Source organism: Helicobacter pullorum NCTC 12824 (assembly GCF_017979475.1).
GTDB lineage: Bacteria > Campylobacterota > Campylobacteria > Campylobacterales > Helicobacteraceae > Helicobacter_D > Helicobacter_D pullorum.
Genome location: NZ_JAERIT010000009.1, coordinates 49,874 through 62,103 on the forward strand (window position 1 = coordinate 49,874; position 12,230 = coordinate 62,103).

General features: G+C 34.3%; 10 protein-coding genes. 8 read left to right on the forward strand and 2 right to left on the reverse strand.

The window, feature by feature from the left end; all coding sequences use genetic code 11:
- The first annotated feature begins 12 nt into the window (after positions 1–12).
- The 7 genes from JJQ98_RS07105 (at position 13) to fliR (ending at position 7,072) form a co-directional block, all read left to right on the forward strand.
- Positions 13–1,146, forward strand: coding sequence for an acyl-CoA dehydrogenase family protein (locus tag JJQ98_RS07105; RefSeq protein WP_151105089.1), 1,134 nt, complete (start codon positions 13–15; stop codon positions 1,144–1,146).
- A 3-nt stretch (positions 1,147–1,149) separates the two neighbouring features.
- Positions 1,150–2,019 carry a phosphate/phosphite/phosphonate ABC transporter substrate-binding protein gene (locus JJQ98_RS07110; RefSeq protein ID WP_151105088.1) on the forward strand — a complete coding sequence of 290 codons (870 nt, stop codon included), beginning with the start codon at positions 1,150–1,152 and terminating at the stop codon, positions 2,017–2,019.
- A gap of 105 nt (positions 2,020–2,124) precedes the next feature.
- Positions 2,125–3,543: a glycosyltransferase gene (locus JJQ98_RS07115; RefSeq protein WP_191337898.1), complete on the forward strand. Its 1,419-nt coding sequence runs from the start codon at positions 2,125–2,127 to the stop codon at positions 3,541–3,543.
- Positions 3,544–3,762: 219 nt separating this feature from the next.
- On the forward strand, positions 3,763–4,566 hold the full coding sequence (gene rpsB / locus JJQ98_RS07120; RefSeq protein ID WP_005023532.1) for a 30S ribosomal protein S2: 804 nt from the start codon (positions 3,763–3,765) through the stop codon (positions 4,564–4,566).
- A gap of 10 nt (positions 4,567–4,576) precedes the next feature.
- Positions 4,577–5,644, forward strand: coding sequence for a translation elongation factor Ts (gene tsf / locus JJQ98_RS07125; protein ID WP_054198650.1), 1,068 nt, complete (start codon positions 4,577–4,579; stop codon positions 5,642–5,644).
- 15 nt (positions 5,645–5,659) lie between these two features.
- Positions 5,660–6,298, forward strand: coding sequence for an ABC transporter ATP-binding protein (locus tag JJQ98_RS07130; RefSeq protein ID WP_005023625.1), 639 nt, complete (start codon positions 5,660–5,662; stop codon positions 6,296–6,298).
- A 3-nt stretch (positions 6,299–6,301) separates the two neighbouring features.
- Entirely contained in the window at positions 6,302–7,072 is a 771-nt protein-coding gene (gene fliR / locus JJQ98_RS07135; protein WP_054195835.1) for a flagellar biosynthetic protein FliR, read from the forward strand.
- On the opposite strand, the gene JJQ98_RS07140 is transcribed toward fliR, so the two are convergent.
- Both JJQ98_RS07140 and JJQ98_RS07145 read right to left on the reverse strand, forming a co-directional pair.
- Positions 7,061–8,425: a DNA recombination protein RmuC gene (locus tag JJQ98_RS07140; protein ID WP_247596717.1), complete on the reverse strand. Its 1,365-nt coding sequence runs from the start codon at positions 8,423–8,425 to the stop codon at positions 7,061–7,063. The two genes, fliR and JJQ98_RS07140, sit on opposite strands and share 12 nt — an antisense overlap.
- A gap of 7 nt (positions 8,426–8,432) precedes the next feature.
- Entirely contained in the window at positions 8,433–10,271 is a 1,839-nt protein-coding gene (locus JJQ98_RS07145; protein ID WP_151105086.1) for a tetratricopeptide repeat protein, read from the reverse strand.
- Positions 10,272–10,409: 138 nt separating this feature from the next.
- Here JJQ98_RS07145 and JJQ98_RS07150 point away from each other — a divergent pair, with 138 nt between their 5' ends.
- Positions 10,410–11,642 (forward strand): multidrug effflux MFS transporter, encoded by a 1,233-nt coding sequence (locus tag JJQ98_RS07150; RefSeq protein WP_060661925.1) that lies wholly within the window; start codon positions 10,410–10,412, stop codon positions 11,640–11,642.
- Positions 11,643–12,230: the final 588 nt, after the last annotated feature.

Sequence of the window (12,230 nt, forward strand, 5' to 3'; positions counted from 1 at the left end):
AAAAGGAATAAAATGTTAGATTTAAATAATTTAGAAAACTTGACACAAAAATTAGGTAAAGAATTTATCGCACCTTACGCACAAGAAATTGACCAAAAAGCGAGATTCCCAAAAGAAGCATATGAGGCATTAAAACAACAAGGTTTTATGGGCTTACTTATCCCCAAAGAATATGGCGGCTCTCAAGGTGGAAATCTTGCCCATATTCAAACCTGCTACTCTTTAGCAAGCTTTAATGCTTCAGTGGCACTTTGCTATATGATGCACAATGTTGCCACAGCTTGTATTGTCAAATACGCTAGCAAATGGCAAAAAGACCTTTATCTCCCAAAAATTGCAAAGGGAGAAATTAGTTTTGCCCTAGCTTATAGCGAAAGTGGCTCTGGGACACATTTTGTCAATCCAGATATTACCGAATCCAAAAAAGGCAACCAAAGAATTTTAAATGGTAGAAAAAGTTTCGTAACTTCCGCACAAGAAGCTGATTTCTATCTAACTTATACAAATTCTTGCGAACTTGCGGGTAAGAAAAATAATTGGATTGTGCCTAGCACACACCCTGCCTTAATTCATGAAGAAGGCGTTTGGAATGGATTTGGAATGCGTGGCAATGTTTCAAAACCCGTGCAATACAACCAAGCAGAATTAAATCCGCAAGATTCTTTGTTGGGTAATGAGGGCGAAGGCGAAGAACAAATCAATTTAGTTGCAATGTATTTTGTTGCTGGACTTGGAGCGGTTTATAGTGGCGTTGGAAAGGCGGCTTATGAATGTGCTTTGGAACATTGCAAAAGCAGAAAATACTCTAATGGGAGCGATTTGGCAGACAATGAACTTGTAAGAGTGCATTTAGCAGAACTTTATACCAAAACGCAAAGCCAAATTGCTTTAGTCAAAGATGCTGCAAATTCTTTTGATATGGGCTTAAGCGATGCACCTGCAAAAATCTTTGCTTGCCGAATCAATGCTACACATTTAGTAATGGAGATTTGCGAGCTTGCAATGCGACTTGGTGGAGGAAAAGCATATAGCAAACATTTACCACTAGAACAATATCTAAGAGACGCTCTTGCTAGTCAAGTTATGGCACCAAGCTTAGATATTCTAAAAATTTGGCTAGGAAATGCCATCACTAATAAAGGATAAAAAATGAAAAATATTTTAGTCGGTGCGGTTGCCTATGCACCACAAATCGTTCCAATTTGGGATACTATTAGAGATTATGCAAACGATTATTTCAAAGGAAAATTGCGTTTAGATTATGTGCTTTTTAGCAATTATGAACGACAAGTAGAGTGGTTGCTAAATGGGAAAATCGATATTGCTTGGAATACTAATGTCGCTTATGTGCGTTCTAAATTTGCCACTAATAATCAAGTAGAGGCACTTTTAATGCGAGATACAGATATCGGATTTAAGAGCATCTTTGTGGGTAGAAAAGAAAACATTACAAATTTAGAATCCCTTAGGGGCAAAAGATTTGGGCTTGGCAGTTTGGATTCTGCACAAGCAGCCATTATGCCACTTTTCTATCTCCAAAAAGAAGGTTTTAACACACAAGAATTTTTAGCCAAAGATTTACAAACTTCACAAAATATCGGAGATTCTATTGCGATTATCCGCTACAATAGCGATGTTGGCAAACACGGCGATACAGGTAGAAGCGAATTTGATGTGCTAGATTCAATCAAAGCAGGCATTCTTGATGCAGGTGCGATTGGCTCAACCACTTGGGCTAGAATCTTGCAAGAAGATTCTTATCCAGAAATTTCTAGCTTTTATGCAAGCCCTGATTATTGCCACTGCAACTTCACTGCCCTCAAAAATCTAAATGCAGATTCAAAAGACCTTTTTATTGAAATGATGCTCTCTCAAAATGCGCTCAAAAATGATCCTGCCATTGCTCAAATGATGAAACTTGAAGGCTTAAATCAATGGGTAATTTGTGATGAAAAAGCACTCAAAGGCTATGATGAAATCTTTGAGGCTATGCAAAAACAAAACCTCTTAAACCCCTAAAATTCACAAATCTATCCTAGTATTGGATTTCTTGCATTTTGCAAGAAATCTAACTTTTAGATAGATTATTATATAATTTCTAGCATTTTATACAAGGAAATATCTATGGGCAACAAAAAACCCAAAGTTGCTGTTGTCTTATCGGGAAGCAATGCCTATGATTTTGCAATAGCCAATGTGATTATTGGGCTTAAACGATACAATGAAGATTTAATCACTAATATTTTTATCTACCATGATATTAAACAAGAGACAAGAGAAAAAATCTCTTCACTTTGGAAAGATAAAATCATTTGGATTCCTTATGCTTATGAAGATTTTTTAAAAGATATCAAAGAAGATATTGCCAAAATTCTCATTCCTCAAGGCTCTAGGTGGGGACATTTTATTTATGCCCTATTTCATATTTTTACCCATTTAAAAGACTATGATTATGCCCTATACCTTGATACAGATATTTTAATCTTAGATTCTATTGAAGATTTACTTGCAAAAGATATCGATGCTAGGGGTGTAAATGTGGGAGATTCTTTTGAAGTAGCTAGAGCATTAGAGATTTTAAACCACCCCATCACACAAGAAGACTTATCCAAAGCCCAAAAACCCTTTATGAGTGTGGTTGATAATCCTATCTCATTGCAAAATCCCTTTAAACCTAATGCTGCATTTCTAAGCTTCAATTGTTGTATTTTAGAGAAATTTGGCAAAGATAACCCAACTCAAAAATGCTTTGAATACCTAAAGCTTATAGCCCAAAACCATCTACTCCCTACCCAAAGTGGAAGCAATGAAGCACCTTTTGGAATCTTAGCTCATATTTATAAACTTGAATTTGAATTTATTGACATTTCCTACAAAGTTGCTATCATCCCAAGACATATACAAGACACACACACCATTATACACGCTTATTCAGATAGCAAATTTTGGAATACTTCTTTGACTTTTGTTGCTTTTCAAGAATGGTTTGTCAATCACAAAATATGGGAAAAAATCAATGGCAAAAAGCCACTGACTTTCAAGCCTGACAATCTAGGCGGACTGACAAGCCCTCACAAACTTTATCACTTTTTATGGAATCTTAACGCACTCTTACCACTTTATCATGAAATTTATAAACGATTTTTACAGGGGGGGGGGGGGCAACATTTAAGGCTTATGCCCTTACTTGATAGTCAAGATAGATTCTTAAAAATCCATAGCAGTTTTTTTATGGATAATGTATTTTATCAAATTGTTGCAAATGAAGGTTTAGGGACAAGCCATATTTATTATGAATTGCAAATTATGTGCAAAAATAACAATCTTTTAGAATCTATGAAAAATATCGCCACAAGTAATAATTTCACACTTTTATGCCATCAAACAACATCAGGAGAGATTATAGATTCTTATATCACTTTTGATATTTCTACACTCTCCACAGAACAAAAAATACAAGCCCTAGAAAGACTAATATCTCTAACTTTTAACACATTTTACAAAGCCATCTACCATCAAGACTTTATCCCCTTTTCTACCTAAATTAAAACCGCCATCAAAATCTTACACGATACCTTTTATTCCCAAAATTTCTAATTTATTTTAAAATAAATTTTAAAATTTTTTTGCTATAATCACAAGCTTTTATTTTATCAAAACTCACACACGCTAATCCTATGTTTGGGTTGCAAAACGGCTTTATTGCGAGGTTTTGTTGATGAGCGTGGAGGGAAAACCAAAACATTAAAATAGGAGAAAATTATGGTAACAATGAAAGATCTTTTGGAATGCGGTGTGCATTTTGGACACCAAACAAGGCGTTGGAATCCAAAAATGAAAAAATTTATTTTTGGTGTAAGAAAAAATATTCACATTATTGATTTGCAAAAAACTTTGCGTTATTTCCGCTACACTTACAATATCGTAAGAGATGCTGCAGCAGAAGGCAAAACAATTATGTTTGTTGGGACAAAAAAGCAAGCAAGCGAAACTCTTAAACAATACGCAGAAAGCGTGAATGCACCTTATGTTAATTATCGCTGGCTTGGTGGAATGCTCACTAACTTTTCTACGATTAGAAAATCTATTCGCAAATTAGAAATCATCGAAGAAATGGAATCAAGTGGGCAAATCGACCTTTTGACAAAAAAAGAAAAATTAATGATTCAAAGAAAAAAAGAAAAACTTACTCAATATCTTGGTGGAGTAAGACAGCTCAAAAAAGCACCGGATATGATTTTTGTTATTGATGCTGCAAAAGAAAAAATTGCCGTAGCAGAAGCTAGAAGACTTGGAATCCCTGTCGTAGCTCCGCTTGATACAAACTGCGACCCTGATATGGTGGATTATCCAATTCCGGGTAACGATGATGCTATCCGCTCTATCCAACTTTTCTGCAAAGAAATTGCAGAAGCAATCACAGAAGGAAGAGCAATTGCTGGTGGAGAAATCCCAGAAAATCAAGAAGAAGTAGCACCTGCTAGCGAGGAAGAAAAACAAGAAGTTATCGAAGAAGCAATGAGCGAGGAAGATTTCACTCAAGAAATTCAAAAAGAAGCAGAATAAGGGAGTAAAAATGGCAGATATTAGCGCACAACTTGTAAAACAACTTAGAGAAATGACTGATGCAGGAATGATGGACTGCAAAAAAGCCCTTGTTGAAACAAATGGAGATTTAGAAAAAGCAGTAGAATATCTACGCGAAAAAGGCTTAAGCAAAGCTGCTAAAAAAGCCGATAGAATCGCAGCTGAAGGTAGCATTAGCATTCAAGTTTCTGATGATTTCAAAAAAGCAAGTATGGTAGAGATTAATTCTGAAACAGACTTTGTAGCAAAAAATGAAGGCTTCAAAGAATTGAGCGCAAAAACTATCGCTATTGTTCAAGATTCAAATATTTCAAATGCAGAAGAATTGCACACACTTAATCTTGATGGTGCGAAATTCGAAGAATATCTCAAGACTCAAATTGCAAAAATTGGAGAAAATATCGTAGTAAGAAGAATTGCAAAAGTTCAAGCTCAAGGCAGTGGCATTGTAAATGCTTATGTGCATTCTAATGGACGCGTTGGCGTTATCATTGCGCTTAAATGCCAAAAAGAAGAAAATGCTGCTAAATTAGTAGATTTAACTAAAAATCTTTGTATGCACGCTGCTGCGATGAAACCTCAAGTGATTAGCTATCATTCTTTTGATATGGATTTCATCAAAAGTGAAAAAACAGCGATTATTGCAGAGCTTGAAAAAGAAAATGAAGAGCTCAAAAGACTAGGCAAACCATTGCACAAAATCCCACAATATATTAGTCAATTAGAACTCACTGATGAAATTATCGCAAAGCAAGAAGAAGTTTTGAAAGCAGATTTGAAAGCGCAAGGCAAGCCAGAAGCTATTTGGGATAAAATTCTACCCGGACAAATTGAAAGATTCAAAGCCGATTCTACATTGCTTGACCAAAGATTAACTTTGCTTGGACAATTTTTTGTAATGGATGACAAAAAAACAATCGCTCAAGTTTTAGCAGAAAAGAGCAAAGAGCTCAATGATAATATTGAAGTTGTTGAATATGTGCGATTTGAACTTGGTGAAGGTATCCAAAAACAAGAGTGCAATTTCGCTGATGAAGTAGCCGCACAACTTGGATAAAAGGTAATCTGTGAGATGTTATTAGAAGCACAAAACATCTCATTTGGTTATGAAAAACCTATTTTAAATTGTCTTGATTTCAGTGCAGAGAGTGGTGAAATCGTCTCGATTATGGGAGTAAGTGGAAGCGGAAAAAGCACTTTGCTCCACATACTCTCTTCATTTCTCAAACCACAAAGCGGAAAAGTCTCCCTTTTTAATCTTGATATTTACACACTTCCACAAAATGAGATTTTAGCCTTAAGGCGTAAAAAAATCGGTATGATTTTTCAATCCCATTATCTTTTTTTAGGCTTTAGTGCTTATGAAAATCTTCAAGTGGCTTCTATTCTTAGCGGTGAAAAAATAGATGAATCTCTACTTGAAATGTTTGGAATCTCTGAAACATTAAATAAAAATGTTGGCTCCCTTAGTGGAGGACAACAACAACGACTTTCTATTGCTAGAATTCTCACCAAAAAACCCCAAATCATTTTTGCTGATGAACCAACAGGAAATTTGGATAGAGAAACAGCATTCAATGTTATGGAAACACTTTTTAGCTATACCAAATCAACCAATTCTTTATTAATTTTTGTTACACACGATCCACTTTTAGCCAAGAAAGCTACTCGTGCTTACAAACTTGAAAATACTACTTTAAACCCACTTTAGACAATGGAATTCCTAGCTTATCTCACTGAAGGCAATGTAACTAATTTTTTGTTATTGCTTTTGCGTTTTGCTGGGATTGTAGCTTTTTTTCCTTTTTTTGAAAATCAACTCATCAATACTCAAATCAAAGGGATTTTTATCTTTTGGCTAACTATCCTTTTTATCCCTCTTGTAACTACTCTACCTCCCACCAATATGACAATTTTAGAATTTATCATTGCGGGTATTACAGAAATTATGCTAGGCTTCCTTGCCTCATTTGCATTGCAAATTGTATTTGGAATGATTTCATTTGGAGGCGAATTAATCTCTTTTGCAATGGGCTTAACCATAGCAAACGCCTATGACCCAGTAACAGGTGCGCAAAAACCAATTGTTGGGCAATTGCTCTCTCTTTTAGCCTTAATGATTGTTCTTGCCCTAGATTATCACCATTTGTTTTTATATTTTGTAGCTGATAGCATTAAAGAAATTCCACTAGGAGGATTTATTTACTCCAACAATTACATTCTTTACACCATTAAAGCTTTTTCAAATTTGTTTCTTATTGGCTTAACAATGTCTTTCCCTATTATTGCACTTATTTTGCTATCTGATATTATCTTTGGTATGATTATGAAAGCTCATCCGCAATTCAACCTACTTGCCATTGGATTCCCTGTAAAAATCGCTGTTGCCTTTGCAGTTTTAATTGTCATCATTCCTGCAATCATTATCCATTTCAAACGCGAATTTTTAAACGCAATAGACGCCCTTACAATCCTATTCCAATAGAAAACTCTCCTCTATTGAAAGTTTTTTTGCGGTTTTTGCTCCTAGTTTTTTGAGAGATTCAAACCGACTAGCTAAACTTCCTCTACCACTCAAAAGCTTAGAATCCAACTCATCACTTTGCTTACCCAATCGCTCAATAAGCCCCTTTAATCTTTCAAAATCTTCAGCAACACCCACAAACTTATCATAAAACTTACCAATTTCCTCAAAAGCTTTCATTACCTTTTCATCACTTTGGATATAAACCCAACTCACTTCAATTGTTTTTAATGCCATAAAAAGCGTTTGTGGCGTAGTAAGATAGACTTTTTTGCTATAAGCATATTGATAGATTCCACTATCCACGCTCAAAGCCAAATCCAAAATATTTTGATAAGGAATAAAAAGCAAGACAAATTCATAGGTATGTGCTTCAAAATTTGCATAGGGCTTTTTTGCCAACTCATCAATGCGATTTTTTAAATTACGCACGATTTCTTGGCATACATTTTCATTCAATGATTCAAAACTAAAATTATTTGGCAAAGGAAACTTAGAATCTATAATAATGCTTTTATGCTTGTCCAAATACACCACCGCATCTGGACGATACCCACTGCCTTCAAAATTGAAATGTTCTTGCAATTTATACTGCTCTCCAGCGACAAGCCCACTATGCTCCAATACATTTTTAAGCTGAATCTCCGCAAAATTCCCACGAATCTTCTTATCGCCTTTGAGAATCTGTGCAAGCTTATCAGCATTTTGCCCTATTGCTTGACTGTATGCAAACATATTTTTGATATTTGCTTCAAGTTTAATTTCATTTGCGACCAACTTATCTTTATACTCTTTCATACTTTCACGCACGGGATTAAAAACCGAGTCTAAGATTTTTTTAGAATCTTCTAGCAAATGGAGTTTATTTTGTTGAATCATGCTTTGAGATTGAAGCTGCATAGATTTTTCAAATTCTTCTTTCAATATCACAAGGTTCTGCGAGTATTTCTGTTCTAAAGATTCCAAAAGTGTAGCAGTGGATTCTAATTTGCTTTGAATCTTAGCCTTTTCTTGCAAGATAAAATGATAATCCTGTGTAATTTTAGTTAATTGTGAAGTTAGAATCTCTTTATCTTTTTGTGTCAAATCGAGCTGGGATTGCATTATTGCATTTTCACGCAAAGTTTGCTGATGGCATTTGCTAGTTTCTATGAGTTTTGCCTCTAAACTCTGTTTTGTGCTTTGTGTGGTGTCTATTTGAACGACAAGAGAATCTCTCTCCTTGCGTAATGCAATATTCTGCACTGCAAACCACACCGCCACAACTGCTATTATAAATAAAACAACACTGATACTTACAAGCAAATAAGTCATATCTTAATTATTTACTAGCCTTAAGCTCTTTTAATACATTATGCAATTCTTCTTTGGTTTCTTGATGATTTTTATAAATAACAAATTTTACTTTATCTTTCATATTTTCATAAAATAAAGGTGTTGGTTTTTCATAACGACCAAATCTCCAATCAAAACGGCTGTCAATCACCATAATCGTTGGGATTCCAAGCAGCATTCCCAAATGCCCCGGCGAACTATCAATCCCAACCAAATAATCAATATCTGCCAACGCATCATAGGTATCCAACCAACTTTGAAAGTTTTTGCCTCTATTTTCAATCTTCTTAGGCAATCCATCTGCCCCAAATTGCAAAGAAACAATCTTATAATCCAAGCCTTCAAACGCTTCTAAAAATAATTCCACAGGAAAATTCCTTGAAGTTTTTTCACGATGAGTAAATTCTGAATACCAATAAAATCCTATGGTTTTTTTTGCATTCTTCTTTGCAGTCTTAGCAAGAGGAACAATCGGGCTTTTCAATGCATTAATAGTTTCCAAAGAATCCACTTGATAGAAAAAAGGCAAAGAGCAAATAGGTAGCGCGTAATCAAAGTTTTTTGGCAACGCATTAAGGACTTTAAGTTTGGCAAAAATCGTATCTCCATCGGCTCTTAACTGCTTAAGGCAATATCTAAAAAATGGATACATTGCACTTTGAGGCAAAAACAATACTTCCTCCGCACTCTCACAAACTCTTTCTAAAAGGCGACAATACATCAAAGTATCTCCAAAACCTTGTTCGCAATACACAAAAATCTTCTTGCCTTCAAAGCATTTTTGATCTTGCTTAAAAGCGTCAAAAGCTTGCTGATAAAGATTAGGAGCAAAAGTTTCTGAAGCAGCATAAAACAAACGATTCTCATACAACTCTACACCAGCTTGCCAATTCTCTTTAATATCCCCCAAACGCATCAAAAGATATGCCAAGTCAAATTTATAAGTTGGGTGTGGATTGATACTAATTGCATTCTCATAAGCTTGTCTAGCATCTTCATAACGCCCTTGACATTCAAGCGTGTAAGCGAAATTTCTCCAAAACTCTGCATTTTGGCTATTTGGAATCTGCAACATTTCATAGTATTTAATAGCCTCTTGATCTTGTCTAGTCAAGAAAAAGAGTTTTGCTATTTTCAAATCCAACGCAGTGTTTAAGAAATTTCTAATAGTCTGAATTTCTGGATTAATCTGTTCTGGCAATTTTGCATTCGTTGTTTTATCCAATCTCTCTTGCAAAGGTTTTTTATACTCTGGAATATCATCTAAGGAAGCTAGATTCTCTTTAGAATCTCCATTATTAGGATTTTCTTCTAGTTGTTTGATAATTTCTAAAAGTTTATTATGGCACTCTATGCAAGTTTGGAGTGCTTTTTGGGGATTTGCTTGCATATAAAGACTGCTCACCTCATTCCACAAATCCAAATCTTTTGGCGTTTGTTGCAACAAAAGCACATACGCTTGATAAGCATTATCCAACATTCCTTCCAAACGATACACACTAGCAAGTTCCCTTAAACACTGCCATTGGAGAGGATTGTTTTGTAATTTAACAAGATTCTCTAATATAGAACGAGATTCTTGAAAACGCCCTACTTCTTTAGCTGCCATTGCCAAATTAAACGCTAGATAGAAAGAATTTGTCCTTCCCTCATAAGCTCTGCGGCAATAGTCATAACAACGCGCATCTTTAAGCTTCAAACTAGAAATAGATGCCAACTCGATAGCTTGAGGATCAAATGCATTTTGCCTTAAAATGTTCTCACAAATCATTAAACTTTCTCTATAAGCTCCATTTGCAAAACAACATTTTGCATAATCAATCATTTTTTCTCCTTCAACATATTTATTGCAATTTTACATTAATTAACTTAAAATTTTTCATTTTATTTCCAAAAAATAAAGCCAAAAATAGAAATACAAAAAAACAAGCCATTGTATAAACGCCAAATCTAAGGAAAATCTATGCAAAAAACTACAACTTTCAAAGGAATCCAAAAGTTAAATCTCATTCTTATCTTAGCCTTTATGTCTAGTCTAGCCCCACTTTCTACTGATATGTATTTACCTGCATTAGGCGAAGTTCAAGCTTCTTTTGCTACAAACTCTTTTTATACGCAACTTTCATTGGCAAGTTTTTTTGTTGCTTTTGCATTAGGGCAACTTATCTATGGACCTTTAAGTGATGTCTATGGTCGCAAAAAGCCGCTTTATATTGGTATTTTTATTTTTATTCTATCTAGTCTAGGCTGTATTAGTTTTGATTCTATTTATGCTTTTATATTCTTTAGATTTTTAGAAGCCCTTGGAGGATGTGCTGGAATCGTGATAGCAAGAGCAATTGTTAATGACAATTTTGAACTCAAAGAAGCCGCTAGCGTATTTGCACTTATGATGGTAGTCTCATCTCTTGCACCGATGCTATCACCGGGAATTGGAAGTATTTTACTAGATTATTTTTCATGGAAAAGCATTTTTGCTATACTCTTTGGACTTGGTATTATTTTGCTTATTTATATCTTTTTTGGCTTACAGGGTATTCAAGAAAACACTACTACTCAAAATTTCAATTGCCGAGCAATTCTCAATAATTATAAAAAAATTCTAAAAGATAGACGCTTTAGAATCTATATTTTTGCATCTGGTTTTGCTATGATGACAATGTTTGCTTACATTACGGGTTCTTCTTATGTTTTTAGAGAATATTATGGCTTAAGTGAAAAATCCTATGGCATTCTCTTTGGTATTAATGCACTAAGTTTTATGATTTTTGCAAATATTAATGCAAGATTAGTTCGACACTATTCGCCTTATTTTGTATTGCCCTATTCTTTTTTGACAATGCTAGCAATTGCGATTTTGCTTATTTTTGTGGGCTTTTTAGATTTAGGATTCTTGGCATTTGAGATTTTATTATTTTTGATGATTGGAATGCTTGGTTTTATTATCCCAAATACCACTACTTTAGCAATGGCTCGCTTCAAACAAAACTCAGGAAGTGCTTCAGCTCTATTAGGCTCAATACAATTTGCACTTGCAGGTGGAATCTCATTTGCTATCAGTGCATTAGAGGCTAATAGCCCATTACCTTTGGCTCTCCTCATCTCACTCTGCCTACTCATTGCTTGTGGAATCTATTTTTCTCTCAATGCAAGAGAAATACAAAGATATAAAAACAAATTTAAATTTTTCTCTTAGCCTTTTCCCCATTAACACATCATTACATACATACTTATCTAATTACTTGCCTGCCTGCTTATTTGCACAATTACTTCATTGCTTACACACTTAATTAACTACTTACTTATCCATATATCTATCTACATACTTGCTTGCTTAAAGAATTAATCATCTGATTACTTGCATACCCATTTACTCACTTGCCTAATTATTTACTTACACATCTATTTATCTACATATTATATCCATCTATTTATTTTATTGACTTATTGGCTTATTTATTGAAGATTTTATCAATAAATCCACAGCTTGATTGTCTAATTATTTCTCACTCACTTAACTCTCTAATTATTGATATAATTACTTTCATATACAATCACTTATCTACTAAATTATACCATTACCCACCAAACTCATTCATTATAACCGCTTACTAAATTACTAAATGATTGAATGATTGAATACAATATCTTACCCATAATACTATATACCATTGCTATTTATTATCTTTCAAGTATTACCTAAATAGTTTTAGGTAATACTCTATAATAATACAACTCTTGATATTCTCTAATACACACATTGCATATTTATTCTAATGCTAAG

What these genes read in the sequence shown, in the direction of transcription:
- JJQ98_RS07110 (WP_151105088.1), top strand. Translation starts at nt 1,150, where the DNA reads ATGAAAAATATTTTAGTCGGTGCGGTTGCCTATGCACCACAAATCGTT.
- JJQ98_RS07130 (WP_005023625.1), top strand. Translation starts at nt 5,660, where the DNA reads ATGTTATTAGAAGCACAAAACATCTCATTTGGTTATGAAAAACCTATT.
- fliR (WP_054195835.1), top strand. Translation starts at nt 6,302, where the DNA reads ATGGAATTCCTAGCTTATCTCACTGAAGGCAATGTAACTAATTTTTTG.
- JJQ98_RS07115 (WP_191337898.1), top strand. Translation starts at nt 2,125, where the DNA reads ATGGGCAACAAAAAACCCAAAGTTGCTGTTGTCTTATCGGGAAGCAAT.
- rpsB (WP_005023532.1), top strand. Translation starts at nt 3,763, where the DNA reads ATGGTAACAATGAAAGATCTTTTGGAATGCGGTGTGCATTTTGGACAC.
- JJQ98_RS07140 (WP_247596717.1), bottom strand. Translation starts at nt 8,425, where the DNA reads ATGACTTATTTGCTTGTAAGTATCAGTGTTGTTTTATTTATAATAGCA.
- tsf (WP_054198650.1), top strand. Translation starts at nt 4,577, where the DNA reads ATGGCAGATATTAGCGCACAACTTGTAAAACAACTTAGAGAAATGACT.
- JJQ98_RS07145 (WP_151105086.1), bottom strand. Translation starts at nt 10,271, where the DNA reads ATGATTGATTATGCAAAATGTTGTTTTGCAAATGGAGCTTATAGAGAA.
- JJQ98_RS07105 (WP_151105089.1), top strand. Translation starts at nt 13, where the DNA reads ATGTTAGATTTAAATAATTTAGAAAACTTGACACAAAAATTAGGTAAA.
- JJQ98_RS07150 (WP_060661925.1), top strand. Translation starts at nt 10,410, where the DNA reads ATGCAAAAAACTACAACTTTCAAAGGAATCCAAAAGTTAAATCTCATT.